The organism is Pseudoroseomonas cervicalis (genome assembly GCF_030818485.1).
GTDB classification, from domain to species: Bacteria; Pseudomonadota; Alphaproteobacteria; order Acetobacterales; family Acetobacteraceae; genus Pseudoroseomonas; species Pseudoroseomonas cervicalis_A.
The window spans coordinates 3,153,763-3,179,784 of sequence record NZ_JAUTAJ010000004.1 but is presented as its reverse complement, the minus strand read 5'-3'; the positions used below and the strand labels follow the sequence as shown (position 1 = coordinate 3,179,784).

The 26,022-nt window shown below is 72.4% G+C and carries 23 protein-coding genes and 1 tRNA gene; 16 read left to right on the top strand and 8 right to left on the bottom strand.

Annotated features, from left to right (window positions below; translation table 11 throughout):
- Window positions 1-30 precede the first annotated feature (30 nt).
- Window positions 31-106, bottom strand: a tRNA-Ala gene (locus tag QE401_RS18790).
- 102 nt (window positions 107-208) lie between these two features.
- Here QE401_RS18790 and QE401_RS18785 point away from each other — a divergent pair.
- From QE401_RS18785 to QE401_RS18765, 5 genes are all read left to right on the top strand, one after another.
- Window positions 209-508, top strand: a complete 300-nt coding sequence (locus QE401_RS18785; protein ID WP_475638092.1) for a YggT family protein — start codon at window positions 209-211, stop codon at window positions 506-508.
- A 9-nt stretch (window positions 509-517) separates the two neighbouring features.
- Window positions 518-823 (top strand): DUF167 domain-containing protein, encoded by a 306-nt coding sequence (locus QE401_RS18780; RefSeq protein WP_007004325.1) that lies wholly within the window; start codon window positions 518-520, stop codon window positions 821-823.
- Entirely contained in the window at window positions 820-1,662 is an 843-nt protein-coding gene (gene folD / locus QE401_RS18775) for a bifunctional methylenetetrahydrofolate dehydrogenase/methenyltetrahydrofolate cyclohydrolase FolD (protein ID WP_307139653.1), read from the top strand. Before QE401_RS18780 ends, folD begins: the two co-directional genes overlap by 4 nt.
- A 237-nt stretch (window positions 1,663-1,899) precedes the next feature.
- Window positions 1,900-2,295, top strand: coding sequence for a VOC family protein (locus QE401_RS18770; RefSeq protein WP_307139652.1), 396 nt, complete (start codon window positions 1,900-1,902; stop codon window positions 2,293-2,295).
- Window positions 2,296-2,428: 133 nt separating this feature from the next.
- Window positions 2,429-3,253, top strand: a complete 825-nt coding sequence (locus tag QE401_RS18765) for a sugar phosphate isomerase/epimerase family protein (RefSeq protein WP_307139651.1) — start codon at window positions 2,429-2,431, stop codon at window positions 3,251-3,253.
- 159 nt (window positions 3,254-3,412) lie between these two features.
- Here the strand turns inward: QE401_RS18765 and QE401_RS18760 are convergent, their stop codons facing one another.
- The 3 genes from QE401_RS18760 to QE401_RS18750 all read right to left on the bottom strand — a co-directional run bounded on the left by QE401_RS18760 (window position 3,413) and on the right by QE401_RS18750 (window position 8,857).
- Window positions 3,413-5,710, bottom strand: a complete 2,298-nt coding sequence (locus QE401_RS18760) for an NADP-dependent malic enzyme (RefSeq protein WP_373461462.1) — start codon at window positions 5,708-5,710, stop codon at window positions 3,413-3,415.
- A gap of 92 nt (window positions 5,711-5,802) precedes the next feature.
- Window positions 5,803-6,876: an AbrB family transcriptional regulator gene (locus QE401_RS18755; RefSeq protein WP_307139649.1), complete on the bottom strand. Its 1,074-nt coding sequence runs from the start codon at window positions 6,874-6,876 to the stop codon at window positions 5,803-5,805.
- A gap of 382 nt (window positions 6,877-7,258) precedes the next feature.
- Entirely contained in the window at window positions 7,259-8,857 is a 1,599-nt protein-coding gene (locus QE401_RS18750; RefSeq protein WP_307139648.1) for an ABC transporter substrate-binding protein, read from the bottom strand.
- 124 nt (window positions 8,858-8,981) lie between these two features.
- On the opposite strand from QE401_RS18750, the gene mutS reads away from it, so the two are divergent.
- The 4 genes from mutS (at window position 8,982) to QE401_RS18730 (ending at window position 15,498) form a co-directional block, all read left to right on the top strand.
- Complete coding sequence (gene mutS, locus QE401_RS18745) at window positions 8,982-11,702, top strand: DNA mismatch repair protein MutS (RefSeq protein ID WP_307139647.1); 2,721 nt, start codon at window positions 8,982-8,984, stop codon at window positions 11,700-11,702.
- Entirely contained in the window at window positions 11,699-14,503 is a 2,805-nt protein-coding gene (locus QE401_RS18740; protein WP_307139646.1) for a [protein-PII] uridylyltransferase, read from the top strand. The genes mutS and QE401_RS18740 overlap by 4 nt, the downstream gene beginning before the upstream one ends.
- A 99-nt stretch (window positions 14,504-14,602) precedes the next feature.
- A complete protein-coding gene (locus QE401_RS18735; RefSeq protein ID WP_307139645.1) occupies window positions 14,603-15,148 on the top strand; it encodes a Smr/MutS family protein in 546 nt (181 codons plus the stop codon).
- A complete protein-coding gene (locus QE401_RS18730) occupies window positions 15,145-15,498 on the top strand; it encodes a helix-turn-helix domain-containing protein (protein ID WP_271136440.1) in 354 nt (117 codons plus the stop codon). The genes QE401_RS18735 and QE401_RS18730 overlap by 4 nt, the downstream gene beginning before the upstream one ends.
- A gap of 140 nt (window positions 15,499-15,638) precedes the next feature.
- On the opposite strand, the gene QE401_RS18725 is transcribed toward QE401_RS18730, so the two are convergent.
- The 3 genes from QE401_RS18725 to QE401_RS18715 are packed head-to-tail and all read right to left on the bottom strand — an operon-like array spanning window position 15,639 to window position 18,009.
- Window positions 15,639-16,172, bottom strand: coding sequence for an OmpA family protein (locus QE401_RS18725; RefSeq protein WP_307139644.1), 534 nt, complete (start codon window positions 16,170-16,172; stop codon window positions 15,639-15,641).
- A 41-nt stretch (window positions 16,173-16,213) separates the two neighbouring features.
- Complete coding sequence (mltA, locus tag QE401_RS18720) at window positions 16,214-17,332, bottom strand: murein transglycosylase A (protein ID WP_307139643.1); 1,119 nt, start codon at window positions 17,330-17,332, stop codon at window positions 16,214-16,216.
- 5 nt (window positions 17,333-17,337) lie between these two features.
- Complete coding sequence (locus tag QE401_RS18715) at window positions 17,338-18,009, bottom strand: Tim44/TimA family putative adaptor protein (protein WP_307139642.1); 672 nt, start codon at window positions 18,007-18,009, stop codon at window positions 17,338-17,340.
- A gap of 128 nt (window positions 18,010-18,137) precedes the next feature.
- Here QE401_RS18715 and QE401_RS18710 point away from each other — a divergent pair, with 128 nt between their 5' ends.
- The 4 genes from QE401_RS18710 to QE401_RS18695 all read left to right on the top strand — a co-directional run bounded on the left by QE401_RS18710 (window position 18,138) and on the right by QE401_RS18695 (window position 21,664).
- Window positions 18,138-18,695: a histidine phosphatase family protein gene (locus QE401_RS18710; protein ID WP_307139641.1), complete on the top strand. Its 558-nt coding sequence runs from the start codon at window positions 18,138-18,140 to the stop codon at window positions 18,693-18,695.
- A 105-nt stretch (window positions 18,696-18,800) separates the two neighbouring features.
- Entirely contained in the window at window positions 18,801-19,322 is a 522-nt protein-coding gene (gene secB, locus QE401_RS18705; RefSeq protein ID WP_307139640.1) for a protein-export chaperone SecB, read from the top strand.
- A 127-nt stretch (window positions 19,323-19,449) separates the two neighbouring features.
- A complete protein-coding gene (murJ, locus tag QE401_RS18700) occupies window positions 19,450-20,976 on the top strand; it encodes a murein biosynthesis integral membrane protein MurJ (protein WP_307139639.1) in 1,527 nt (508 codons plus the stop codon).
- Between the two features lie 187 nt (window positions 20,977-21,163).
- Entirely contained in the window at window positions 21,164-21,664 is a 501-nt protein-coding gene (locus tag QE401_RS18695) for a hypothetical protein (protein WP_307139638.1), read from the top strand.
- Window positions 21,665-21,839: 175 nt separating this feature from the next.
- Here the strand turns inward: QE401_RS18695 and QE401_RS18690 are convergent, their stop codons facing one another.
- Entirely contained in the window at window positions 21,840-23,426 is a 1,587-nt protein-coding gene (locus tag QE401_RS18690; protein WP_307139637.1) for a vWA domain-containing protein, read from the bottom strand.
- A 150-nt stretch (window positions 23,427-23,576) separates the two neighbouring features.
- Here QE401_RS18690 and QE401_RS18685 point away from each other — a divergent pair, with 150 nt between their 5' ends.
- The 3 genes from QE401_RS18685 to dut are packed head-to-tail and all read left to right on the top strand — an operon-like array spanning window position 23,577 to window position 25,957.
- Entirely contained in the window at window positions 23,577-24,314 is a 738-nt protein-coding gene (locus QE401_RS18685; protein ID WP_373461461.1) for a class I SAM-dependent methyltransferase, read from the top strand.
- Between the two features lie 6 nt (window positions 24,315-24,320).
- Window positions 24,321-25,514, top strand: coding sequence for a bifunctional phosphopantothenoylcysteine decarboxylase/phosphopantothenate--cysteine ligase CoaBC (gene coaBC, locus QE401_RS18680; RefSeq protein WP_307139636.1), 1,194 nt, complete (start codon window positions 24,321-24,323; stop codon window positions 25,512-25,514).
- Complete coding sequence (gene dut, locus QE401_RS18675) at window positions 25,514-25,957, top strand: dUTP diphosphatase (protein ID WP_307139635.1); 444 nt, start codon at window positions 25,514-25,516, stop codon at window positions 25,955-25,957. The genes coaBC and dut overlap by 1 nt, the downstream gene beginning before the upstream one ends.
- Window positions 25,958-26,022 lie beyond the last annotated feature (65 nt).

Sequence of the window (26,022 nt, the reverse complement as noted above, 5' to 3'; positions counted from 1 at the left end):
GGCCGGTTTTTTTCTTTCAGAACCGCGGGGTGGTGGAGCTGAGGGGAATCGAACCCCTGACCTCGTCATTGCGAACGACGCGCTCTCCCAACTGAGCTACAGCCCCACACTCGCTGGTGGCGGGCTTATCCCCGAGGTCGCAGGACAAGTCAAGCGGTCCTTGCCGCAATCCTCCGGGCTGCGTATCTGAGGGCCTCACGAGAAGGGGATGGCGATGTACGCGGTGTTCTGGTTCGTCGATCAGGCGGTCGGGCTCTATGTCTGGGCCCTGATCATCGCGGCGGTGTTCAGCCTGCTGGTGGCGTTCAACGTGCTCGACACCCGCAACCGCTTCGTCTGGGCGGTGGGCGATTTCCTGTACCGGATCACCGAGCCCGCGCTGCGGCCGATTCGCCGCTTCCTGCCCAATCTGGGCGGCATCGACATCTCGCCGATGATCCTGATCCTGCTGCTCTACGCCTTCCGCATCTTCCTGTGGACGACGCTCTGGCCGCTGGTGGCCGGCTGAGCCCAGAGCATGCGCGGCGGCTGGCGCGCGGTGGAAGGCGGCGTGGAGCTGCGCGTGAAGGCGCAGCCCAAGGCCCGCCGCGCCGGGCTGCAGGGCTGGATCGCCGCGCCGGACGGGCCGCGGCTGAAGCTCGCGGTGCATGAGGCGCCGGAGGATGGGCGGGCCAACAAGGCGATCTGCGCCCTGCTGGCCGGGGCGCTGCATGTCCCCCCTTCCGCCATAACGGTGGTGCAGGGCGCGACCTCGCGCGAAAAGACCTGCCGCATCCTGGGCGACAGCGCCCGTCTGCACGAAACTCTGGAGGGACTGGCATGACGGCCAGCATCATCGACGGCAAGGCGGTGGCCGCCACGCTGCGCGCCCGCATCGCCGAGCGCGTGAAGGCCCTGCCCTATACGCCGGGCCTGCGCGTCGTGCGCGTGGGCGAGGATCCGGCGAGCGGCGTCTATGTCCGCAACAAGGACCGCGCGGCGCAGCAGGCGGGGCTGGACAGCGCCACCATCCAGCTGCCGGAGGAGACCAGCGAGGCCGCGCTGCTGGAGCTGGTGCGGCAGCTGAATGCCGACCCGGCGGTGGATGGCATCCTGGTGCAGCTGCCGCTGCCGAAGCAGATCCGCGCCGAGCTGGTATTGGAGGCGATCGACCCCGCCAAGGATGTGGACGGGTTCCACGCCGTCAATGCCGGGCGGCTGGCCACCGGGCAGAAGGGGCTGGTGCCCTGCACGCCCAAGGGTGTGATGCATCTGCTGGCCGCCGCCGGCACCGCCATCGCGGGCGCGCGGGCGGTGGTGCTGGGGCGCTCCAACATCGTCGGCAAGCCGATGGCCGCGCTGCTGCTGGCCGCCGACGCCACGGTGACGGTGGTGCATTCGCGCACCCGCGACCTCGCCAGCGAATGCCGGCGCGCCGAGATCCTGGTCGCCGCCGTGGGGCGGCCGGAGATGGTGAAGGGCGACTGGATCGCCGAGGGGGCCACGGTGATCGATGTCGGCATCAACCGGCTGGCCAATGGCGGGCTGGTCGGCGATGTCGAATTCGCCGGCGCCAGCCAGCGCGCGGCCGCGATCACGCCGGTGCCGGGCGGGGTCGGGCCGATGACCATCGCCTGCCTGCTGGAGAACACGGTCGAGGCGGCGATCGCCCGCCGCGGCTGAGGCGGAGCGAGGCACCCGGCGCAGGCTGTGCCACGGGGCGCGGCCTGCGCCGCGAGCTGAGCCCCCGCGCGGCCTGCGCCGCGAGCTGAGCCCCCGCGCGGCCTGCGCCACGGACTGAGCCACCGCGTGGCCTCCGCCACGGACTGAGCCATCGGCGCGGTCGCCGCCGCACCCTGAGCCACCGCGCGGCCTGCGCCGCGCTGGGCACCCGCGCGGCCGGCATGGCATGCTGGCGGCATGATCTCGCATGTCAGCCTCGGCATTTCCGATGGCGCCCGCGCCTTCGCCTTCTATGACAGCGTGCTGGCGCCGCTCGGCCTCTCCTTGCGCTTCCGCGACGCGGCGGCGGGCCAGGCGGCCTGGCAGGCCGGGGAGCAGGAGCGGCCGCTGCTGTTCATCACGCCGCCCTTCGATGGCGGGCCGCCACATCCCGGCAATGGCATGATGCTGGCGCTGCTGGCGCCGGACCGCGCGGCGGTGCGGCGCTGCCACGAGCTGGCGCTGCAGCAGGGCGGGCGCTGCGACGGGCCGCCCGGGCTGCGACCGCAATACCACCCCAACTACTATGGCGCCTATGTGCACGACCCGGATGGCAACAAGCTCTGCTTCGTCTGCCACAAGCCGGAGGATTAGGCGGCTCTCTTCCGCACCGTATCGTCACGCGTCTGTCGCCGCCCTGTCACGGCCCCGCAGCCTCAGGCGCGTAAGCGGGCCGCCCGGCAGGGCAGACACCGCCCCGCCAGAGGCAGTGCAAGAGAGACGCAGAATGAGCCAAGGCGCCAAGCCGGTCCTCGGGGCCGCGCTGACCATCAACGGGCTGACCCGCCACCGGGACTGGATCCTCGACCGGCAGCGCGACCTGGAGATCCAGGATTTCCACAAGGCCGAGGTGCTGGATGGCGATTGGCGCCCGCAGGCCGAGCGGCTGCGCGCGCTGCTGGACGGGCATACCGGCCGGGTCGGGCTGCATGGGCCCTTCTGGGGCTTCAAGATCGACAGCCACGACCCGGAGATCCGCGCCGTGGTGCGCCGCCGCCTGCTGCAGGGGCTGGAGGCGTGCGAGGCGCTGGGCGCGACCCAGATGGTCGTCCATTCCCCCTACACCACCTGGGACCACAACAACCTGGACGCCTTCCCCGGCGCGCGGGAGCAGCTGGTGGAGCGGGTGCATCAGACGCTGCGCGAGGTGGTGGCGCGGGCCGAGGCGATCGGCTGCACGCTGGTGATCGAGAATATCGAGGACAAGGATCCGCGCGACCGCATCGCGCTGGCCGCCTCCTTCAACAGCCCGTCGGTGAAGGTGTCGCTCGACACCGGGCATGCGCATTACGCGCATGTCAGCACTGGCGCGGCGCCGGTCGATTTCCATGTGCTGCTGGCCGGCCAGGCCTTGGAGCATGTGCATCTGCAGGACACGGATGGCCATGCCGACCGGCATTGGCGGCCGGGCCAGGGCAGTATCGGCTGGCATTCGGTGTTCGCCGCGCTGGCGACGGTGCAGAGCAGGCCGCGGCTGATCCTGGAGCTGCGCGACTCGGCCGAGGTGCCCGCCGGCGCCGCCTACCTCCAATCCCTCGGCCTCGCCGAGTGATTTTTTTTCGGGCTGCCGCCGTCGCGTTGAGAAGCGGGACGCGGCACCCGGTTGTGGGTCGGGTGGGGCGGTGCCGCTGGCGCGGCCCCACTGAAGGCGGGGTCCGGGGGGACCCTGTCCCCCCGGCGGGGTCCAGGGGCAGAGCCCCTGGCCTTGCTGTCAGCGCGCGATCGCCGCGTGCCCGGCGAAGCAGGCCATGTCCAGGATCTGGCTGACGCTGCTGCCCATGTTGACGATCTGCACCGGCTTGGACATGCCGACCAGCAGCGGCCCGATGGTGGTGGCGCTGGTCAGCAGCGGCACCGCCTTGGTCAGGATATGGGCCGCGTGCAGCCCCGGCATGACCAGCACATTGGCCGGCCCGGTCAGGCGGCAGAACGGGTAGAGCGCCCGCAGCTGCGGGTTCAGCGCCACATCGGCGGCCATTTCGCCGTCATACTCGAAATCCGTCCCCTCGGCGTCGAGGCGCTTCACCGCCTCGCGCACCGGGCCGGTGATGGTGCCGCCCGGATCGCCGAAGGTGGAGAAGGAGAGGAAGGCGACGCGCGGGGTCAGCCCCAGCTTGCGCGCTTCCGCCGCCGATTGCCGGGCGATGGAGGCCAGCGTCGCCGCATCCGGGCGCTCATGGATCGCGGTATCGGCCACCAGCACGGTGCCGGCGCGGCGGGAGAGCATCAGCGACAGGCCGAACAGCACCGTCTCCGGCGCCGGGTCGATGACGTTCAGCACGCCCTCCAGGGTCGCGGAGGTGGAGCGGGTGAAGCCCGAGACCATGGCATCCGCATCGCCCATCGCCACCATGCAGGCGGCGAAGGTGTTGCGGTCCAGGTTCACCAGGCGCTGGCAGTCGCGGAACAGGAAGCCCTGGCGCTGGCGGCGCTGGTAGAGGAACTCGGCATAGCGGGTGTTGCTGTCCGACAGCCGGGCATTGTGGATCTCGATGCCCTCGGGCAGCGGGATGCCCAGCGCCGCGACCTTGGCCATCACCCGGTCCTCGCGCCCGACCAGCACGGGGGTGCCGTAGCCGGCATTGCGGAAGGCGATGGCGGCGCGGATCACCTTCTCCTCCTCGCCCTCGGCGAAGACGACCTTCTGCGGGCTGGCGCGCAGCCGCTCGGTGATCGCCTCCAGCGCGCTGGCGCCGGCGTCCAGCCGGCCGCTCAGCGTGCGGGCGTAGCGCTTCAGGTCGGGCAGCGGCTTGCGCGCCACGCCCGATTCCATGGCGGCCCTGGCGACGGCCGGGGAGACGCGGGCGATCAGCCGCGGGTCGAAGGCGTGCGGGATGATGTAGTTGGGGCCGAAGCGCAGGCCGGAGCCGCCGCCGGCGCCCGCCACCTCCTCCGGCACATCCTCGCGCGCCAGCATGGCCAGCGCCTCGGCCGCCGCGATCTTCATCGCGTCGTTGATGGTGCTGGCGCGCACATCCAGCGCGCCGCGGAAGATGAAGGGGAAGCCGAGGACGTTGTTGACCTGGTTCGGATAGTCCGACCGGCCGGTGGCGATGATGACATCCTCACGCACCGCGCGCGCCTCGTCCGGGGTGATCTCCGGATCGGGGTTGGCCATGGCGAAGATGATGGGGTTCTTGGCCATGGAGCGGACCATGTCCGCCGTCACGGCGCCCTTCACCGAGAGGCCGAAGAAGGCGTCCGCCCCCTCCAGCGCCTGGGCCAGGCTGCGGCGGTCGGTGGCGACCGCATGCGCCGATTTCCACTGGTTCATGCCTTCCGTGCGGCCACGGTAGAGCACACCCTTGGTGTCGCACATCAGGATGTTCTCGGGCCGCATGCCCATGGCCTTGACCAGCTCGGCGCAGGCGATGGCCGCCGAGCCCGCGCCATTGATCACCAGCTTCGTCTCGGAGAGTTCGCGCCCGGTCAGGTGGCAGGCATTGATCAGGCCGGCGGCGGCGACGATGGCGGTGCCGTGCTGGTCATCATGGAAGACCGGGATGTCCATCAGCTCGCGCAGGCGCTGCTCGATGACGAAGCATTCCGGCGCCTTGATGTCCTCCAGGTTGATGCCGCCGAAGGAGGGGCCGAGATAGCGCACGGCGTTGACGAACTCGTCCACATCCTCGGTGGAGACGCAGAGGTCGATCGAATCGACATCGGCGAAGCGCTTGAACAGCGCCGCCTTGCCCTCCATCACCGGCTTGCCTGCCAGCGCGCCGAGATTGCCGAGGCCGAGCACCGCGGTGCCGTTGGAGATGACGGCGACCATGTTGCCCTTGGCCGTGTAGTCATAGGCCAGCGACGGGTCGCGGTGGATGTGCAGGCAGGGCTCGGCGACGCCCGGGGAATAGGCCAGGCTGAGGTCGCGCGCCGTGGTCAGCGGCTTGGTCAGCCGGATCTCCAGCTTGCCCGGCTTGCCCTCGGCATGCAGCGCGAGCGCCTCCTCGGCCGTGATGCGGGCCGTGCGGGTATCGCCCATCGGAGGTTTCTTCGCGTCGTCCATGGCACTCTCTTTCCGGTACTCGGTCGGCCTTTATGTCGGCTGGCGCGGCCGGGCGGAAGACAGCCGGTTCGCAGGTGCGGAAAGAGGCGGGGTCAGGCGGCCGGATCGGGGGGCACGCGGCGGGCCATGAAGCGCGCGATGGGCGGCGCCAGCAGGATCACCAGGATCAGCCGCGCCACCTGCAGCCCCATGATGAAGGAGAGGTCGACCGGCGTGCCGGCGGCGATGATGGCGATGGTGTCGATGCCGCCCGGGCTGGTGGCGAGATAGGCGGTGAGCGGGTCGATGCCGAGCCAGACCACCAGCAGCGCGGCCAGCCCGCCGCAGAAGCCCAGCAGCACCAGGATGGAAAGCACCACGCGGCTGAAGGCGCGCGCGGCCGCACGGATGATCGGGCGGGTGAAGCCGAGCCCGATGCGCCAGCCGACGAGCGCGTAGCAGATCGCCAGCAGCCATTCCGGCAGCACGATGGTGAGCAGGCCGGTGGCGTGCAGCACGGCGCCCAGCAGCATCGGCGTCAGCAGCGAGGCGGCGGGCCAGCGCAGCGCGCGGCCCAGCGCCGCGCCGCCAAAGGCCACCGCCAGCGTCGCGGCAAAGGGCAGCAGCGGCAAAGCGGGGAACCAGTCATGCGGCGGGCGCTCGCCCGCGCCGGCGCCCCAGAACTGCGCCACCAGCGAGGCGAAGCCGGCGACGAAGACCACGCGCAGATACTGCATGAAGGCGACGAGGCGGATATCGGCGCCGAAGGCGCCGGCCATCAGCGTCATCGCATTGGCGGCACCCGGCGAGGAGCCCCAGATGGCGGTGGTGCCGGGCAGCAGGCGCCAGCGGCTCATCAGCCAGCCGAGCAAAGTGGAGGCGGCGATGGTCGAGAGGATGATGCCGAGGAAGACCGCCCAGTCGGCGGCCAGCGTCACCAGGATCTCGGCGGTGACGGCATTGGCGATCAGCATGCCGATCAGCGCCTGGGCGCCGAGGAAGGGCAGTGGCGGCACGCGGGCGGTGGCGCCCTGGATGCCGAAGAGGATGCCGGCCAGCATCGGGCCGAGCAGCAGCGCCGCGGGCAGGCCCGCCAGATCCAGCAGCCCGCCGACCAGGGCGGAGAGCGCCAGCAGCGCCACCCATTGCGTGGGCACCGACCAGCGCGAGATCAGCGGGATATGCATCAGCCCGGCGCCCCGCCGAGGGTCGGGCGGGGGGCGGTCGGGCGGGGCGGGGTCATGGGCGGCCCTTCGCGGCGGTTGTGCGCCGCAAGGTGAGCCCGGCCCTGGGACCAAGGCAAGCTGGCCCGGGCTTTTTTGCCAGTGAGACGGCGGCAGCGCGCGCGGGACCGGTCACGCGCGACGCCGCGCAGCGCGGCGGGGGCGCGGGCCGCCCGGGCGGCAGCGGCAGTGTTCGGGAGGGGGGCGCTGGCAGGGCAAGGCCCGGCCCCGGGGCCGGGCGAAGAAAGCCAGGGGCGGGAGGCGCCTGGCCTCCCCTTCCCCACCGGCGGGACGCTGCCCCGCAGCGTCCCGCCTCACCCCCCGACGGCGGCAGCCTGAAAAAAAATCAGGCGCGAGAGAGGCCCCAGGGGTAGGGGGCGGCGCCGGTCAGCAGGCCGGTCAGGTTGCGGCGCAGCGCGGTGCGGATGGTGAACTGGCCGAGCGGCACGGTCGCCACCTCGTCCAGCGCCAGCCGGCCCAGCTCATGGGCGACGCGCTGCTGCTCGGCCTGGTCCTGGGAGTAGAGCCAGGTGTCGACCAGCTGTTCCGCGCGCTCGCTCTGCCACCAGCCGAACCAGCCCGAGGCGCCCTGGCCGCGCGCCAGCGGCGACATGGCAGGGTTGCCGTAGAAGGTGACGGGGCCGGTGGTGTGGAAGATGCTCCAGCCGCCGCGCTCCACCGGCTCGCGCGAGTTGCGGCGCTGGATCACCGTGCCCCAGTCGCTCTCGGCCAGTTCCACATTGAAGCCGACGCGCTGCAGCAGATCGGCCGTCACCTGGCCGAGCGGCCCGATATCCGGGAAGTCGGTCGGGTTGATGATGACGATCTTCTGGTTGGAATAGCCCGATTCCTGCAGCGCCTTGCGGGCGGCGTCCAGGCTGGCCGGCATCAGGTCCGGATGGTCCTGGTAGTAGGGGGTGCGGCGCGGGAAGATGCTGCGCGTGTCGGTCCAGGCCGAGGTGTCGTCGCCCTGGCTGGCGCGCATATAGTCCTCCTGGTTGACGGCCAGGCGCACGGCGCGGCGCACCCGGACGTCGTTGAAGGGCGGCTGCAGGCAGTTCAGCCGCATCAGCGCCAGCCGGCCGGAGGTGTCCTGCACCACGCGCTGGATGTCGCGGCTGCGCGCCAGCAGGGATTGCAGGTCCGGATGCGGCCGCTCCCACCAGTCGATCTCGCCATTGCTCAGCGCGGCCGCGGCGGTGGAGGGGTCGGGGATGATGTGCCACTCGATGCGGCGGAATTTCGCGAGTTTTCCGCCGGCGGAGTTCTCGGCCGGCTCGCTGCGCGGGACGTAGCCGTCGAACTTCTCGTAGACGGCGCGGGAGCCGGTGTTGAACTCATTGGCCAGGAAGCGATAGGGGCCGGAGCCGACCATCTCGGTGATGCCGCGGGTCGGGTCGGTGGCGGCCAGGCGCTCCGGCATGATGAAGGCGACATTGGCGTCGGGCTTGGCCAGCGCGTCCAGCAGCAGCGGGAAGGGCCGCGTCAGGCGCAGCGCGAAGCTGCGGTCGTCGGGGGCCTGCCATTCCGCCACCACCTTGGCCAGCAGCTGGCCGAAAGTGTCGCGCGCCGCCCAGCGCTTCAGGCTGGCGATGACGTCGACGCCGCGCACCGGGCTGCCATCGTGGAATTTCAGCCCCTCGCGCAGGCGGAAGCGCCACAGCGTGCCATTCTCGGCCAGCTCATGGCCTTCGACCATCTGCGGCTGCGGCCTGCCCTGCGCGTCCACGCCATAGAGCGTGTCGAAGACGTAGTAGCCATGGTTGGTGGTGACCGTCGCCGTGGTCCAGACCGGGTCCAGCGCGCTCAGATTGGCCTGCGGCACGAAGCGCAGCGTGGCGGCGCGGCTGTCCTGCGCCAGGGCCGGGGCCGAAAGGCGGCTGGCCAGCGGGGCCGAGAGCAGCGCGGCGGCGCCCCCCTGCAGCAGGCTGCGGCGGTGCAACATGTGACGATACTCCCTGTCGCCTGACGTCTCGGGCCGCAGGTTGCGCCGGGCGGCGCGCCCTGCCAAGCCAGGCCCCCCGCGCAGGGCCGTTCCATGCCGGCCCGGCATGCTCTAGGAACCGGGCATGAACCGCCCTGCCCTGCCTTCCGCCGAAGGCGCCACCCCTGCCCTGGCCCAGTGGTTCGCCGCCAAGGCGGCGCATCCGGACGCGCTGGTGTTCTTCCGGATGGGCGATTTCTTCGAGCTGTTCTTCGACGACGCGGTCCGCGCCGGGGATGCGCTCGGGCTCGCCGTCTCGCATCGCGGCGAGCATCAGGGCCGGCCCGTGCCGATGGCCGGCGTGCCGGTGCATGCGGTGGAGAATTATCTCGCCCGGCTGATCCGCGCCGGCTTCCGGGTGGCGCTGTGCGATCAGCGCGAGACGCCGGAACAGGCCAAGGCGCGCCGCGCGCCGACCATAAGGCGGGAGGTGGTGCGCCTCGTCACCCCCGGCACGCTGACCGAGGAGGCGCTGCTGGACGGCGCCCGCCCGGCCTGGCTGCTGGCGCTGGCCGAGGGGGAGGGCGAGCTGGGCGCGGCCTGGATCGACCTCTCGACCGGCGCCTTCGCCACCGAGACGCTGCCGCAGGCCGAGATCGCCTCGCTGCTGGCGCGCATCGACCCGGCGGAGATCCTAGTGCCGCCCGCCCTGCTGGCGCAGCCCGCGCTCAGCCCCTGGCGCGAGGCGCTGGTGGAGCGCGACGCGCCGCGCGACCCGGCGCGGCGGCTGGCGGAGTTCTACGGTGTCGCCGGGGTGGACGGTTTCGGCAGCTTCACCGCCGCCGAGCTGGCCGCCTGCGGCCTGGCGCTGGATTATGTGCGGGCGACCCAGGGCGAGGCGGCGCCGCGGCTGCGCCCGCCCGAGCCGCAGGGCGGGCGCGAGGTGCTGCGCATGGATGCGGCGACGCGCCGCAGCCTGGAGATCCATCGCAGCGAGCGCGGCGACACCCGCAACTGCCTGCTCACGGCGGTGGACCGCACGCTGACGGCCGCCGGCTGCCGCGAGCTGGCCGCGCGCCTCGGCGCGCCGCTGACCGATGCGGGCGCGATCGGCGCGCGGCATGACGCGGTGGAATTCCTGCTGCAGGCGGCGCCGCTGCGGGCGATGCTGCGCGGCGCGCTGAAGGGCGCGCCCGACATGGCGCGCGCCCTCGCCCGGCTGGCCCTCGACCGCTTCGCCCCGCGCGACCTGGCCGCGCTGCGCGAGGGGCTGACGCGGGCCGAGGCGATGGCCGAGGCGCTGGAGGCCGCCGCCCCCCTGCCCCCGCTGCTGGAGGAGGCGCGGGAGGCGCTGGTGCCGCAGGGCTCGCCGCGCGCCGAGCTGGAGCGGGCGCTGAACGAGGCGCTGCCGGCGCGGCTGGAGGATGGCAACCTGGTCGCCCCCGGCTATGACGGGGAGCTGGATGCGCTGAAGCGGCTGCGCGACGATGCGCGCGGCGCCATCGCGGCGATGCAGGCGGAGCTGGCCCAGGCCTGGGGGGTGGCCAGCGTCAAGATCCGCCACCACCAGCAATTCGGCTATCTGGCGGAGATGCCGGCGGTGGCCGGCGAGAAGCTGCTGCGCGAGAAGCCGGCCCAGCTGGAGGGCGGCCCGCTGGCGCCGATCCACCGCCAGACCATGGCCAATGCGCATCGCTTCACCTGCACCGCGCTGGCCGAGCTGGACCGCAAGCTCTCGGCCGCCGGCGAGCAGGCGGCGAAGCGCGAGGCGCTGGTGGTGCGCCATCTGCGCGGCCTCTGCCTGAAGGCGGCGCGGCAGGTGGATGCGGCGGCGATGGCAATGGCCGAGATCGACCTGCACGCCGCCGCCGCCGAGCTGGCCGCCGGCGGCGGCTGGTGCCGCCCGGAGCTGACCGAGCGGCCGGATTTCCGCATCCGCCAGGGCCGCCACCCGGTGGTGGAGGCGGCGCTGGCCCGCAGCCGCGGCCCCGCCTTCGTGCCGAATGATGCCGATCTCTCCCCCGGCCAGCGGCTCTGCCTGCTGACCGGGCCGAACATGGCCGGCAAATCGACCTTCCTGCGGCAGAACGCGCTGATGGTGGTGCTGGCCCAGGCGGGGATGTTCGTGCCGGCGAAGCAGGCGCGGCTCGGGCTGGTGGACCGGCTGTTCTCCCGCGTCGGCGCGGCGGACGACATCGCCGGCGGCCGCTCCACCTTCATGGTCGAGATGACCGAGACGGCGGCGATCCTGAACCAGGCGACGCCGCGCAGCCTGGTGGTGCTGGACGAGGTCGGGCGCGGCACCGCCACCTGGGATGGCCTGGCCATCGCCTGGGCGGTGCTGGAGGCGCTGCATGACCGCATCCGCGCGCGCGCCATCTTCGCCACGCATTTCCACGAGCTGACCGCGCTGGCGCCGAAACTGCCCGAGCTGCAGCTGGCGACGATGAAGGTGCGCGAGCATCGCGGCGAGGTGGTGTTCCAGCACAGCGTCGGGCCGGGGGCGGCGGAGAAATCCTGGGGGCTGCATGTGGCGCGCCTGGCCGGCGTGCCGCGCGGCGTCACCGCCCGCGCCAGCGCCGTGCTGGCGGCGCTGGAGGCGCGCGCCCGTGGGCTGGAGCCGCTGGCCGAGGAGCTGCCGCTGTTCGGCGGCCGGGCTGCGGATTCGCAAAGCCCGCCGCAACCGGAGGTGGAACAGGATGCGCTGCGCGACGCGCTGGCGGCGATCGACCCCGACAGCCTGACCCCGCGCGAGGCGCTGGAGGCGCTTTATCGCTTGAAATTGCTGCATGGCAGCAACGCGGCGCACAAAAGCGCTCACGAAGCTGTTGCCCCGGGCCCGGCCGGGATAACATCCGTCGAATGAGAAGCTCCGGCGAGTTGCCTGACGCCTTTGCCACCGCGCCCCTGCCCGCCGGGGCGCTGCGGCCCTTGCCCGACGTTGTCCTCGACCTGATCCCCCGCCCCGGCGCGCCGGTGCCGCGCGACCAGGCGCTGATGCTGCTGCGCCGGCAGCTGGGGCGGATCCAGAACCGGGTGCAGGAGGCGTTCGAGGCGCATGCGCTGTCCGGCCTGACCGCCGCGCGCATGCTGGGCGAGCTGACCGACGGGCTGATCTTCGCCATCCACGCCTATACCCTGGCCCAGGTGGCGCCCGAGCAGGCCGAGCCCGGCGCCAACCCCTTCGCCAGCACCAGCGAGCCGCCCTTCGTGCTGGCCGCCACCGGCGGCTATGGCCGCGGCGTGCTGGCGCCCTATTCCGATATCGACTTGCTGTTCCTCTCCGAGCGGCCGCTCGGCCCGCGCGGGCGGCGGGCGGTGGAGTTCATGCTCTACCTGCTCTGGGATCTCGGGCTGAAGGTCGGCCACGCCACCCGCAGCATCCGCGAATGCCTCGAGGATGCGCGCGGCGACGCCACCATCCAGACCGCGCTGCTCGATGCCCGCTTCCTGGCCGGCGAGGCGGCGCTGTTCGACCGCTTCGACGAGGCCTTCGCCCAGGCGCGGCAGGATTGGGGCATCGGCCAGTTCCTGGCCGCCAAGCGGGCCGAGCGCACCACGCGCCACCGCCGCTATGGCGACAGCCCCTATCTGGTCGAGCCGCATCTGAAGGAAGGCCGCGGCGGCCTGCGCGACATCCAGACCATGTACTGGCTGGCGCGCTACGCCTTCGGGGTGAAGCGCATGCCCGAGCTGGTCGGGCCCGACAGCCCCGGCGGCGGGCTGCTGACGGCGCGCGAGGCGCGCGCCTTCAAGCGCGCCTGGGACTTCCTGTGGACGGTGCGCTTCCACCTGCACTACGTCACCGGCCGCGCCGAGGAGCGGCTCACCTTCGACCTGCAGCCGGTGGTGGGCGCCCGCATGGGCTACACCCGCCATGGCAAGCAGGATGGGGTGGAGCGCTTCATGAAGCACCTCTTCCTCACCGCGCGCGACGTGGTCCGCCTGTCCCGCCTGCTGGAGCCGGCGATCGAGCGCGCGACGCTCGGCCTGCCGGCGGTGCAGCGGGCGCCGGACCCGGCTTTGGTCGCGGCCGGCGTCGCCATCGCCGATGGCAAGCTGCTCTTCGCCCCCGACCGGGTGGTGGAGGACGAGCCGGCCATCATGCTGCGCCTGGTGCGCGCGGCGCGCGACCGCGGGCTGGAGCTGCACCCGCTGGCGCATCGCGCGCTGATCCGCAGCGCGCCGCGCGCCACCGCGCTGCGCGGCGACCCGGAAGCCAATGAGCTGTTCCTGGACCTGCTCTGCGGCCGCGATTCGGCGCGCTGGATCCGGGTGCTGAACGAGGTCGGCTTCCTCTCCCGCTTCATCCCGGACTGGGCCCGCATCGTCGGCCTGATGCAGTTCGACACCTACCATGTCTTCACGGTGGAGGAGCACACGATCGAGGCGATCGCCGTGCTCAACCAGCTGGAGGCGGGGGAACTCGCCGAGGCCGCGCCGGTGGCGAGCGAGCTGGTGGGCCAGGTGCAGTCGCGGCGCGCGCTGCATGTGGCGCTGCTGCTGCACGACATCGCCAAGGGCCGCGGCGGCGACCATTCCGAGCTCGGCGCCGGCATCGCGCTGGAGGTCTGTCCCCGCCTCGGCCTGACGCCGGAGGAGACGGAGACCGTCTCCTGGCTCGTGCTGAACCATCTGCTGGTCAGCCAGACCGCCTTCAAGCGCGACATCGACGACCCCAAGACCATCCTCGACATCGCCGAGGTGGTGCAATCGCCCGAGCGGCTGCGCCTGCTGCTGGTGCTGACCGTCGCCGACATGCGCGCCGTCGGCCCCAAGGTGTGGAATGGCTGGAAGGCGACCCTGCTGCGCGAGCTGTACTGGCGCGTGGCCGAGGTGCTCGCCGGCGGCCTGTCGGTGCCGGAGCGGGATGTGCGCGTGGCCCGCGCCAAGCAGGCGGCCGCCGCCATCATGGCCGACCAGCCGCGCGAGGCGGTCGAGCGTTTCCTCGGCCTCGGCTATCCCGGCTACTGGCTGTCCTTCGACCCGGAGAGCCATGCCCGCCACGCGGCGATGATCCGCGAGGCCGAGGCCTCCGGCGCGCCGCTCTCGGTCTCCACCCGAGTGCTGGAAGCCCGCGCGGTGACCGAGGTCACGGTCTACTGCTCCGACCATCCCGGCCTGTTCAGCCGCATCGCAGGCGCGCTGGCGGTGGCGGGCGCGACCATCGTCGATGCCCGCATCCACACCATGACCAATGGCATGGCGCTGGACACCTTCTGGGTGCAGGACGCGCAGCCGGGCGGGGCGGGCGGGGCCTTCGATGCCTCGCACAAGCTGGCCAAGCTGTCGGTGCTGATCGAGCAGGCCCTCTCCGGCCGCCTGAATCTGGTGCAGGAGATCCGCAAGGTCCGCCGCGAACCGGCGCGGCTGCGCGCCGTGCAGGTGCCGGGCCGGGTGGTGATCGACAATTTCGCCAGCAACACCCACACGGTGATCGAGCTGAACGGCCGCGACCGCCCTGGCCTGCTGCATGACGTGACCGCCGCCATTTCCGAGCAGGGGCTGCAGATCGCCTCCGCCCACATCACCACCTATGGCGTGCGCGCCGTCGACGTCTTCTATGTGAAGGACGTGTTCGGCCTGAAGGTGGAGAATGAGCGCAAGCTGGCCAGTTTGCGCGCCGCGCTGCTGGCCGCGCTGGGCACGCCCGCCGAGGAGGAATAGACCTGCGCCCCCCGACTGACTAATGGGAGGTGCAGGAACCTCAGGTTCCTGCCGGGGGTTCAGGGGGCGGAGCCCCCTGGTTTTTTTGCAGGACAGTACATGCGTCGCCCAGGCCGAAGCCTGACCCCGGAGGAGCGCGCGCTGTGGCGCGCCTATGCCGAGACGGTCAAACCCCTGCCGGGCCATGCCTTGCCGAGCCTGCCGGCTGCGCCGGTGGAGCCTGCCCCCCCGGTGCCCGTCCTGCCGGCGCCAGCCCCCACCCTGCCGGTGAAGCCCGCCGCGAAGCCCGCGCCGCCGCCGCTCGATATCGGCGCGCAGCCCGGCGGGCTGGACCATTCGCGCTGGAAGGACCTCCGCCGCGGCCGCACCCGCCCCGAGCGCACGCTCGACCTGCATGGCCGCCGGGCCCAGGATGCCTGGGTGGCGGTGCGCAGCTTCCTGCACAGCGCCCAGGCGGAGGGGCTGCGCTGCGTCGCCATCGTCACCGGCAAGGGGCCGGCGCCGGATGGCGGCGTGCTGAAGCGGGAGCTGCCGCATTGGCTGAACGCGCCGGAGCTGCGCGGGCTGGTGCTGGGGGCGGCGCATCCGGCGCCGAACCAGGGGGCGGTGCATCTGCTGCTGCGCCGCCGCCGCGCGCCGCGATGACGCCCTTCGGCGCCCGGCTGCGCGCGCTGCGCGAGGCGCGCGGCGTCACCCTCTCCGAGCTGGCGGCGGCGATGCATGTCTCGGCCGCCTATCTCTCGGCGCTGGAGCATGGGCGGCGCGGCCGGCCCTCGGCCGGGCTGGTGCACCAGGTGAACGAGTTCTTCGGCCTGATCTGGGACGATGCGGAGGAGATGGTGCGGCTGGCGCGGCTGTCGCACCCCCGCGTGGCGATCGACACCTCCGGCCTGTCGCCGGAGGCGACGGAACTGGCCAATCTCCTGTCGGGGCGCATCCGCACCCTGCCCGAAGCGCGGGTGAAGCGGCTGCTGGAGATTCTGCGGGAAGGCTAGGACTGCGGATTGAGGGGGCTTTGCCCCCTCAAACTCCCCCAGCAGGGGACAGGGTCCCCTGCACCCGCCATCAGGGGAGCCGTGCCTGCAGGCCATGGCCCTGGGCCAGGCGCGCCGGGGTGACGCTGTCAGCCCTGGATCTACCGTGCGGGCGGGCAATCATCCCCCATCCACCTCCACCTTTGCCAGCGAGGATACGGCCCGCTTCCATAGGCGATCTCGTCCGCACCAACGACAATAAGCTCGACGCGCCGATTCTGCAGTTCATGCGTTCCTGGAGCGGCCGGCACGAGGGGACGGCGGTTGCCAGAGGCCTCGATCGCCAGGGCACCTTCCGGAATGCCAAGGGCGACGAGGCGTGCCCGCACGGCATGCCCTCGTGCCAGGCTCAACGCACACTGGTCCCGTACTCCGGGGTCGTCCGCATGGCTCCCGATGACAACAGCCCAGTTACCGGGCCCCAGACGGCCACAGCCCACAATCGCGCCATCCAGGAAGTAGCGGGCGAAGTCCCGGATCATCAGCTCGACCCGCGGCAAGTAGAGCTCGACTGAGTTTTCCTTGAAGAACACCAGGAAACTGAAGGAACAGGCTTCGGCCCGCCGCTCGGAAACACCAGGCGACGCGGCCAGGAGCAGCACCCCGAGCAGGGCAAGGCGGAGCAAGGCTTTCATCTCGCCACCGTAACGCGGCCCGGCGCTTTCGCAAACGGCCTCTAGGGCGCCGCCGGCTCCAGCACCGTCAGCGTGGCGCGGCCCTGCATCAGCCCCGCCGCCTCGCGCGCCGTATCGCCCCAGCCCCAGAACAGATCGGCCCGCGCCTCGCCCTTGATGGCGCCGCCCGTGTCCTGGGCGATCACCAGCCGACGCAGGCGATGCCCCTGCACCGGATGCGCGACCTCGATCCAGACCGGGCGGCCAAGCGGGATATGCTCGCGATCCACCGCCAGCGAGCGCAGCGGCGTCAGCGGCACCCCCAGCGAACCGGTCGGCCCCTGCTCGGGCCGCGCCGGCACCTCCCGGAAAAACACGTAGGAGGGGTTCTCGTCCATCAAAGCGCGGGCGCGCTCCGGCCCCGCCGCGTGCAGCCAGGCCAGGATGGATTGCATGGAGACCTGGCCGCGCGGGATCTCGCCGCGCTCGGCCAGCAACCGGCCGATCGGCACATAGGCGCGGCCATTGGCGGCGGCATAGCCCATGCGGCGCACCGTGCCATCCGGCAGCACCACCCGCCCCGAACCCTGGATCTGCAGGAAGAACTTGTCCGCCGCATCCTCGGCCCAGAGCAGGATGGGCGCCGGGCTCTCGCCGGCCTCGATGGCGGCGCGGTCGGGATAGGGCTCCAGCCGGCCGTCCCGCACCCGCCCGGCCACGCGGCGGCCGCGCAGAGTCTCGGCGAAGCGGCCGAGATCGGCCTCCACCAGATCCTCTGGGCGGCCACGCAGCGGGGCACCCTGGCCATTGGCGGGGCGCTCCAGACGGCCGCGCAGCTCGGGCTCGAAATAGCCGGTCATCAGCCCCTCGCCCGCCAGGCGCGGGGTGAAGCGGCCATCGAAGAAGGCGCGGGCGGCGGCATCATCGCCCGCCGGGATCGCCTCGGCCTCGGCACACAGCGCCTCGGGCAGGGCAGCGGCGGGGCGGCGGCAGCCGGCGATGAAGGCGGGCAGCGCCTCGGCCAGGCGGTCCTCGCCCCAGCCCGGCAGCTCGGCCGGGCGGCGCGGCGCGGTGGAGCAGGCGGCGAGCAGCGCCAGGGCCAGCAGCGCGCCGCCCCGGACGCGGCCATGAAAAAGGCCAGGGGTGTCGCCACCCCCGGCCCGGTGCAGCCAGGATGCCATCCGGCTCAGGCGGACTGGGTGCCGACCAGCTTCCAGGTCGGGTCCGTGCTGCGCAGGTCGCGCTGGAAGGTCCAGATATCGGTCAGCTCGGTCACCGCCTCGGTCCCCGCGACCTCCTCGCCCTGCGGGCCGGTGGTCAGGTTCACCTGGTCGGAGACGATGCGCAGCGTGATCTCGGCCACGCTGCCGCGCAGATCGGCGGCGTCGATGGCCATCTCATGCACACCATGGATCTCGGTGCGCTGGCGCTCCCCGGCCGATTCGCGGGCGGTGATCGCCTGCTCGAACCCGGCATAGGTCTCCTCGGAGAGCAAATTGCGCAGCGTCGCCCGGTCGCCGGCCGCGAAGGCGGTGACGATCATGCGGAAGGCGCCCTCCGCCCCGCCCAGGAAGGCATAGGGGTCGAAGCCGGCATCCGCCTGGCGGATGCGCTGCAGCGCCTGGCCGACCGGGCTGCGCGTGTCCGGCACCACCAGGCGCGGGGCGCCGGGCACCGGCACGGGGGCGGCCGGCGCCTCCGGCACGGGGACGCCGGGGCGGGCCTGGCCGGGGGCCGGGCGCTCCTGCGGCGGCCGCTCATAGCCCTGGCGGCGGCCCAGCACGCTGCGCAGGCGCAGCACCAGGAAGGCCGCCACCATGGCGAACAGGATCAGATCGACCGGGAAGCCGCCGGACATTGCATTCTCCTCATGTTGCACATCTAGGAGACAGGTGCCCCCACCGCAACGCCGGATGGTGCCTGAACCCTGCGTCTTGCGGGGATTTTCCCCTCTGCTACTGGCTGAACGCCTCAAGGAGCTCCGCGATGATCCTGCTGCGCCACGGCCAGAGCGAATTCAACCTGCATTTCACCGCGACGCGGCGCGACCCGGGCATCAAGGACCCGAAGCTGACCCCGCTCGGCCATGAGCAGGCCGAGGCGGCGGCCGAGGCCATCCTGGCCGAGCACCAGGTCCGGCGCATCATCGCCAGCCCCTATACGCGGGCGCTGCAGACGGCGGCGCCGCTGGCCAAGCGCCTCGGCCTGCCGGTGCTGGTGCAGCCTTTGGTGCGGGAGCGCTACGCCTTCGCCTGCGACATCGGCTCCCCCCGCACCGCCCTGGCGCAGGACTGGCCGGAGCTCGACCTCAGCCATATCGACGAGGTCTGGTGGCCGGCGGTCGAGGAGCCGGCCGACCAGGTGGAAGCCCGCGCCCGGCTGTTCCGCGCCGAGATGTCGGCCCTGGCCGATTGGCAGCACACCGTCGTGGTCTCCCATTGGGGCTTCATCCTGTCGATGACCGGGCAGTCGGTCACCAATGGCCAGTGGCTGCGCTGCGACCCGACCGGCCCGGCGCCCGAGGCGATCGTCTGGAAGCATTGAGGCGCCTCCCCCCGCCCAACCTGTGACAGGCCAGGACCTGTGACAGGCAAGTCGGGGCGTGCTACCCCGCCCGGCGATACCGGAACGCCATTTCCAGGGGCCCGCATGTCCGACACCAACGCCGACCTTCCCCCGCCCAACGGCGCCGCGCCGCAGGGTCCGCTGCTGCTGAACGTGCAGTACACCAAGGACCTGTCCTTCGAGGTGCCGGGCGCGCCGGAGATCTTCGCGACGCTGCGCGAGCAGCCGCGCATCGACCTGGCGCTGGACGTGCAGGCCCGCCCGCTGCAGCAGGGCGGCAATGTGTTCGAGGTGTCGCTGCAGATCCGCGCCGACGCCCAAGCCCCCGGCCCGAATGGCGGCAGCCAGACCGCCTTCATCGCCGAGCTGGTCTATTGCGGCATCTTCACCGTCAATGTGGAGCCGAACCTGCTGGAGCCGCTGCTGCTGGTCGAGTGCCCGCGCCTGCTCTTCCCCTTCGCCCGCAACATCCTGGCCGATGTGACGCGCGATGGCGGCTTCCCGCCGGTGCTGCTGACGCCGATCGACTTCGTGGCGCTGTGGCAGTCCCGCCGCGGCCAGCAGGCCGGCGGCATCGACGGCCAGGGCCCCGTCGCCCAGGCCTGACTTTTTTCGGTTTGGCCACGCCCGGTGGGCGTGGCCGGCGTTCCGCCAGGGACGCCGACCCGGCCGGGCGGCCATGCCGCCGCCCGCCCCGCCTGCCCCGCTGCCCTGACCCGCCACCGGTGACGCCATGTTCCGCAACGTCCTGACCATCGGTGGCTGGACCTTCGCCAGCCGCATCCTCGGCTTCCTGCGCGACATGCTGATCGCGGCGACGCTCGGCGCCGGGCCGCTGGCGGATGCCTTCTTCATCGCGCTGCGCCTGCCCAACCTGTTCCGCCGCCTGTTCGGCGAGGGGGCCTTCAACGCCGCCTTCGTGCCCGCCTTCACCGGCATGCTGACGCTGGAAGGGCCGAAGCGCGCCCGCGAGCTGGCCGAGCGCATGTCGACGCTGATGGCGCTGTGGCTGCTGCTGCTGGTGGGCCTCGGCATCGCCTTCATGCCGCAGGTGATGCGGGTGCTGACGCCGGGCCTCATCGACGACCCCTACCGCTTCGCGCTGGTGGTGGAGCTGTCGCGCATCACCTTCCCCTATCTGCTGTTCATCTGCCTGACCGCGCTGGTCAGCGGCGTGCTGAACGCGGTGGACCGCTTCGCCATGGCGGCCGGCGCGCCGCTGCTGTTCAACCTCTTCGCCATCGTCTCGCTCTTCGCCCTCACCCCTTTCGTGGCGACGCCGGCGCATGCGCTGGCCTGGGGCACCATGGCCTCCGGCGTGGCGCAGCTGGCGCTGGTGGTGCTGGCCTGCCGCCGCGCGGGGCTCGGCTTCCGCCTGGTCTCCTGGCCGCGCGTCACGCCGGAGACGAAGCAGGTGGTGCGCACCATGCTGCCCGGGCTGCTCGGCGCCTCGATCACCCAGCTGTCGCTGGCCATCGACATCTTCATCGCCTCGCTGCTGCCGGCCGGCGCGGTCGCCATGCTGAACTATGCCGACCGCGTGGCGCAGCTGCCGCTCGGCGTGGTCGGCGCCGCCGTCGGCACGGCGCTGCTGCCGCTGCTGTCGCGCCAGCTGCGCGCCGGGCGCAAGCTCGCCGCGCATCGCAGCATGAACCGGGCGGTCGAGATGTCGCTGGCCCTCACCCTGCCGGCCGCCGCCGCGCTGGTGGTGCTGGCCGAGCCCATCGTGCTGGCCCTGTTCCAGCGCGGCGCCATGACGACGGAGGCCGCGCACGCCACCGCCGCGGCGCTGATGGCCTATGCCGCCGGCCTGCCGGCCTTCGTGCTGGTGAAGGCCTTCGCCCCCGGCTTCTTCGCCCGCGGCGACACGGCGACGCCGGTGAAGATCGGCATCCTGGTGGTGGTGGTGAACCTCTCCACCAGCCTGACGCTGATGCATGTGCTGGCGCATGTCGGCATCGCGCTCGCCACCTCGATCGCCGCCTGGGTCAACACCGCGCTGCTCTGCACCATCCTGGCGCGGCGCGGGCAATGGCTGGCCGACCGCCGGCTGCGCCGCAATCTGTGGCGGCTGCTGCTGGCCTCGGCGGTGATGGCGGCGCTGGTGGCGGCGCTGGCCTCGGTCATGCCGCCCACCACCGGGATCTGGCGCTGGCTGGAGCTGGGCCTGCTCGTGGTGGTGGGGCTGGTCGCCTATTTCGGCATGACCCAGGCGCTGGGCGCGCTGCGGCTGACCGAGGTGCTGCGCCGCCGCGCCTGATCCACCATCCGTGAAGTAACGATCGGGTCAGGCGTGGGCACCGCACAATCCATCCGATACAAGCGCCAGCAGGGCCGCGAATATCGGTCACAGATGCTTGCGCCAACAGGGCCGTGATCGTGCCCTTCTTCAAGCCGCACTGCGAGATGGTCTTATTGGTTTCCTCAACCCGAGCGCAGGAGGAAACATGCTTCTCGAAGATGGCCCCGCCGAGATCACGGTCTGGAACGCGGAAGGCTTCGGCTCCCCGGCCCTGCCGCAGCCCGATTACGGGCCCGCGGAACCGCTTTTCGACTTCGAGGCCTTCCGCGACACCGTGGTCGGCCATTACCGCCAGAACGCCTTCGACCCGCTGATGCCGCCCGGCGAGCAGGTCGGCTACTGGATGCTGGGCACCGCCGCCGGCTTCGACGCCGCGCAGACCGAAGCGGCCCAGGCGGAGGCGCCGCCGGCCGAGCCGGTCGGCACCGTCACTGTCGGCCCGATCGAGACCGTCGAGCCGGACAATGACGGCGGCGGCGGCGGTGGCGGCGAGGGCGGCGGCGTCTTCGTCGATGGCGGCAGCTTCGGCGGCGGCTTCGTGAGCGGCGGCTTTGGCGGCTTCGGCGGCTTTGGTGGCGGGAGCAGCTCCTCCGGCGGCACCGTGACAGTGGGCGAGCTGGAACAGGTCGAGACCCAGGCCGAGTAGGCCCGGCACCGCCTGCCGGGGCGGTGAGGGCGGGGCGGTGGCAGGGCTTTCAGCCGCTCCGCCGCCCGCTTGCCGCCGCCGGCCCGTCACGCGACGGGGCTGTGCCGCCGATGCGGCCGGCGCGGCCCTGCCGCGACGCGGCGCGGGCGGCGGGCCCGCGCCCCGCTGCCGCGCCTCAGCGGCCCGCCGCCTCGAGGGCCGCGGCCATCTTCAGCGTGGCGATCAGCTCCGCCCGGCGGCCATCGCGGTCGGCGCCGCGCGCGCCCTCCGCCAGGGCCAGGGAATCCGCGAAGCTCCAGCTGCCGATCTGCTCCGAACGCCGCAGCCGCTCGGCGAAGCCGGCGATGGCGGCGGCCAGCCGCGCGGCCTCCGGCGCCGCCTCCAGCCTGTCCACCCGGTCCGCGAAGGTGATCGGCCGGTCGAATTCCTCGGCGCGCGCCTGCCCCGGCCGCTTATAGGCCACGCGCAGGAAGCCGAGCTCCGCATCCAGCCCGCCCGCCGCCCGCGCCGCCGCCGCCGCCGCGGCGCCGGGGCCGTAGCGGCGGGACGGCACCGGCTCCGCCCGGCTGCCGGTCTCGGCGATCTCGAACAGCGCGGTGATGCTGCGGCCGGTGCCGACCTCCCCGGCATCCGCCCGGTCGTTGCGCAGATCCTCGCGGCGCAATTGCCGGGTCTCGAAGCCGATCAGCCGGTAATAGGAGACACGGGCCGGGTTGAACTCCACCTGCAGCTTCACGTCATCGGCGGCCGGCAGGATGTTGCCGGACAGGTCCTCCACCAGCCCGCGCCGCAGATCCTCGAGCGTCGCGGCATGGATCGCCGTGCCATTGCCGGCCCGCGCCAGGGTGTGCAGCGTGCGGTCGTTCAGATTCTCCATGCCGACGCCGATGGCGGTCAGGTAGAGCCCGGCGCGCCGCTGCTCGGTGATCAGCCGCTGCAGCTCCGCCGGGCTGGAGGCGCCCAGGTTGAAATCGCCATCGGTGGCCAGGATGACGCGGTTCACCGCCTCCGGGTCGCGCTGCCGCTCGGCGAGCGCATAGGCGGCGCGCAGCCCCGCCCCGCCGGCGGTGCCGCCCCCCGCCCGCAGCCCTTCCAGCGCGCGCCGGATCTCCTCCCGCCGGTCGCCCGGCACGGAGTCCAGCACCGTCCTGGTGTCGCTGGCATAGGTGACAAGGGAGACACGATCCGCCGCGGTGAGCTGCGGCAGCATCAGCAGCAGCCCCTCGCGCAGCAGCTCCAGCCGGTCCTTCCCCTGCATCGAGCCGGAGACGTCGATCAGGAAGACCAGGTTCAGCCGCGGCCGCTCGCGCCGCGGCGGGGCGTCCGGGCTGCGCAGGCCGATCTGCACGATCTGCCGCCCCGGCGCCCAGGGCGAGGGATAGATGGCGACGAAGCGGCCGAAGACCTGCCCCGGCTCCGGCGGCGGGTAGCCATAGTCGAAGGCGTTGAGGAATTCCTCCGGCCGGATGGCGGCGGGGCCGGGCAGCCGCCCCTCGGCGATGACGCGCCGGGCATAGACATAGGAGGCGGTGTCCTGCGCCAGGGAAATCGTGGCGAAGGGCTGCGCGGCGGTGTCCACCCAGCCGCTCGGCACGGCATTGGCGAAGCGCGCCAGCGTCTCGGCCGGCGCTGGCGCGACCGCCGCCGCCGGCGGGGTGACGCCCGCGGTCGCCATCGGCCCCGCGCCGCCCTGGCCCGTCGGCTGGCATCCCGCCAGCAGAGCGATGGCGGCCAGCGCCGCGCCTCGTGCCCCGAATCGCATCCCGGATATCCCCTTCCTGGTCCTGCCCAAGCTTGTCCGGCGAGCATGACAGAAACAGGGCGGAGCGCCTCCCCAGTGCCTCCCCCTGGCGGCCGGGGCCGGGCCGCCCTCCCCCTTCCCGAACCCCGCCGGCGCGCTATCCTGTAGGGCATGACCCAGACCACCGATTTCGGCTTCAAGGAAGTCCCCCGCGAGGCCAAGGCCTCCATGGTGCGGGAGGTCTTCGACAGCGTCGCGCCGAAATACGACGTGATGAACGACCTGATGTCGCTGGGCCTGCACCGGGCCTGGAAACACGCCTTCGTCGCCGCCATCGGCGCCGGCCCGCGCGACACGCTGCTCGACCTCGCCGCCGGCACCGGCGATGTCGCCTTCCTGGCCAAGAAGCGCGGCGCCGGCCGGGTCATCCTGGCCGACATCAACGCCGCCATGCTGAATGTCGGGCAGAACCGCGCCTTGCAGAAGGGGCTGGCGGACGGCCTGTCCTTCGTCTGCTGCGATGCCGAGCGCATCCCGCTGCCGGATGCCTGTGTCGAGAAGGTCTCCATGGCCTTCGGCCTGCGCAACTGCACCGACAAGGATGCGGTGCTGCGCGAGGGCTTCCGCGTGCTGCGCCCGGGCGGGCGCATGCATGTGCTGGAATTCTCGCGCCTGGAGATCGACGCGCTGCGGCCGCTCTACGACGCCTGGTCCTTCAAGGCGCTGCCCGCCATCGGCGGCCGCATCGCCAAGGATGCCGAGAGCTACCAGTATCTGGCCGAGAGCATCCGCATGTTCCCCGACCAGCCGACGCTGGCCGGCATGTTCGAGGGCGCGGGGTTCGAGCGGGTGGGCTACCGCAACCTCTCGGGCGGCATCGTCGCCATCCACACCGGCTGGAAGCTGTAACCCGCCATGCCGGCGGGGAAGCATGTGCTGCTGGTCGTCTCCGGCAGCGTCTCCGCCTACAAGGCGCTGGAGCTGACGCGGCTGCTGCGCAAGGCGGGGGCGCGGGTGACGCCGGTGCTGACCGCGGGCGGCGCCCGCTTCGTCACGCCGAACGCGCTCCAGGCCATCGCCGGCGAGCCGGTGCACCAGGACCTCTGGTCGCTGCAGGGGGAGGCGGATGTCGGTCATATCCGCCTGGCCCGCATGGCGGATCTGGTCGCGGTGGTGCCGGCCTCGGCGGATTTCCTGGCCAAGATGGCGCATGGCCTGGCCGATGATCTGGCCAGCACCGTGCTGCTGGCCACCGACCGGCCCGTGCTGGTGGCCCCCGCGATGAACTGGGCCATGTGGGCGCATCCCGCGACGCGGGCCAACATGGCGGCGCTGACGTCGCGCGGCGTGCAGTTCATCGGCCCGAATGACGGCGCCATGGCCGAGGCCGAGAGCGGCCCGGGCCGCCTGGCCGAACCGGCCGAGATCCTTGCCGCCATCCAGGCCCTGCTCGACCCCGGCGCGAAGCCGCTCGCCGGCCGGCACATCCTGGTCACCAGCGGCCCGACGCATGAGCCGATCGACCCGGTCCGCTACATCGCCAACCGCAGCAGCGGCAAGCAGGGCCACGCCATCGCCGCGGCGCTGGCCGCGCTCGGCGCCCGGGTCACCCTGGTCTCCGGCCCCGTCACCCTGCCCGACCCGGCCGGTGTGGCCACGGTGCGGATCGAGAGCGCGCGCGAGATGCTGGCCGCCTGCGAATCCGCCCTGCCCGCCGACGCCGCCATCTGCGCCGCCGCCGTGGCCGATTGGCGCAGCGCCGGCGAGGCCACCCAGAAACTGAAAAAAATCCCCGGCGAGGCACCGCCGCCTCTGGCGCTGGCGCTGAACCCGGACATCCTCGCCACCCTCTCCCGCCATGCGCAGCGGCCCCGCCTGGTGGTCGGCTTCGCGGCGGAGACGGAGAAGGTCATCCCCAACGCCATCGCCAAGCGCCAGCGCAAGGGCTGCGACTGGATCCTGGCCAATGACGTTTCCGGCGATGTGATGGGCGGCGAGGAGAATGCCGTCCACCTCGTCACCGACACCGGGGTGGAGGACTGGCCCCGCCTGCCCAAGCCCGAGGTCGCCGCCCGCCTCGCCACCCGCATCGCCGAGTTTTTCGCCTGATGAAGATCGCCATCCGCCGCCTGCCCCATGCCGAGGGCCTGCCCCTGCCGAGCTACGCCACCGACGGCGCCGCGGGCTTCGACCTGCTGGCCGCCGTGACCGCCCCGCTGGTCATCGCCCCCGGGCAGCGCACCCTGGTGCCGACCGGCCTGCAGATGGCCCTGCCCGCCAATCACGAGCTGCAGATCCGGCCGCGCTCCGGCCTGGCGCTGAAGCACGGCATCGTGCTGCCCAACAGCCCCGGCACCATCGACGAGGATTACCGCGGCGAGGTGCAGATCATCGTGCTGAACACCGGCGACGCCCCCTTCACCGTCGAGCGCGGCATGCGCATCGCGCAAGGGGTGCTGGCGCCGGTCATCCGCGCGGGCTGGGAGGAAGTGGACACCCTGCCCGAGACCGGGCGCGGCGCGGGCGGCTTCGGCAGCACGGGTCACTCGTAAAGATTGGGGAGGCTTTGCCTCCCCAAGCCCCACCACCGGGGTGGCAGGGCCACCCCGGACCCCGC

Coding starts and splice junctions, on each gene's coding strand:
- QE401_RS18785 (WP_475638092.1), top strand. CDS start 209: ATGGCGATGTACGCGGTGTTCTGGTTCGTCGATCAGGCGGTCGGGCTC.
- QE401_RS18780 (WP_007004325.1), top strand. CDS start 518: ATGCGCGGCGGCTGGCGCGCGGTGGAAGGCGGCGTGGAGCTGCGCGTG.
- folD (WP_307139653.1), top strand. CDS start 820: ATGACGGCCAGCATCATCGACGGCAAGGCGGTGGCCGCCACGCTGCGC.
- QE401_RS18770 (WP_307139652.1), top strand. CDS start 1,900: ATGATCTCGCATGTCAGCCTCGGCATTTCCGATGGCGCCCGCGCCTTC.
- QE401_RS18765 (WP_307139651.1), top strand. CDS start 2,429: ATGAGCCAAGGCGCCAAGCCGGTCCTCGGGGCCGCGCTGACCATCAAC.
- QE401_RS18760 (WP_373461462.1), bottom strand. CDS start 5,710: ATGGACGACGCGAAGAAACCTCCGATGGGCGATACCCGCACGGCCCGC.
- QE401_RS18755 (WP_307139649.1), bottom strand. CDS start 6,876: ATGCATATCCCGCTGATCTCGCGCTGGTCGGTGCCCACGCAATGGGTG.
- QE401_RS18750 (WP_307139648.1), bottom strand. CDS start 8,857: ATGTTGCACCGCCGCAGCCTGCTGCAGGGGGGCGCCGCCGCGCTGCTC.
- mutS (WP_307139647.1), top strand. CDS start 8,982: ATGAACCGCCCTGCCCTGCCTTCCGCCGAAGGCGCCACCCCTGCCCTG.
- QE401_RS18740 (WP_307139646.1), top strand. CDS start 11,699: ATGAGAAGCTCCGGCGAGTTGCCTGACGCCTTTGCCACCGCGCCCCTG.
- QE401_RS18735 (WP_307139645.1), top strand. CDS start 14,603: ATGCGTCGCCCAGGCCGAAGCCTGACCCCGGAGGAGCGCGCGCTGTGG.
- QE401_RS18730 (WP_271136440.1), top strand. CDS start 15,145: ATGACGCCCTTCGGCGCCCGGCTGCGCGCGCTGCGCGAGGCGCGCGGC.
- QE401_RS18725 (WP_307139644.1), bottom strand. CDS start 16,172: ATGAAAGCCTTGCTCCGCCTTGCCCTGCTCGGGGTGCTGCTCCTGGCC.
- mltA (WP_307139643.1), bottom strand. CDS start 17,332: ATGGCATCCTGGCTGCACCGGGCCGGGGGTGGCGACACCCCTGGCCTT.
- QE401_RS18715 (WP_307139642.1), bottom strand. CDS start 18,009: ATGTCCGGCGGCTTCCCGGTCGATCTGATCCTGTTCGCCATGGTGGCG.
- QE401_RS18710 (WP_307139641.1), top strand. CDS start 18,138: ATGATCCTGCTGCGCCACGGCCAGAGCGAATTCAACCTGCATTTCACC.
- secB (WP_307139640.1), top strand. CDS start 18,801: ATGTCCGACACCAACGCCGACCTTCCCCCGCCCAACGGCGCCGCGCCG.
- murJ (WP_307139639.1), top strand. CDS start 19,450: ATGTTCCGCAACGTCCTGACCATCGGTGGCTGGACCTTCGCCAGCCGC.
- QE401_RS18695 (WP_307139638.1), top strand. CDS start 21,164: ATGCTTCTCGAAGATGGCCCCGCCGAGATCACGGTCTGGAACGCGGAA.
- QE401_RS18690 (WP_307139637.1), bottom strand. CDS start 23,426: ATGCGATTCGGGGCACGAGGCGCGGCGCTGGCCGCCATCGCTCTGCTG.
- QE401_RS18685 (WP_373461461.1), top strand. CDS start 23,577: ATGACCCAGACCACCGATTTCGGCTTCAAGGAAGTCCCCCGCGAGGCC.
- coaBC (WP_307139636.1), top strand. CDS start 24,321: ATGCCGGCGGGGAAGCATGTGCTGCTGGTCGTCTCCGGCAGCGTCTCC.
- dut (WP_307139635.1), top strand. CDS start 25,514: ATGAAGATCGCCATCCGCCGCCTGCCCCATGCCGAGGGCCTGCCCCTG.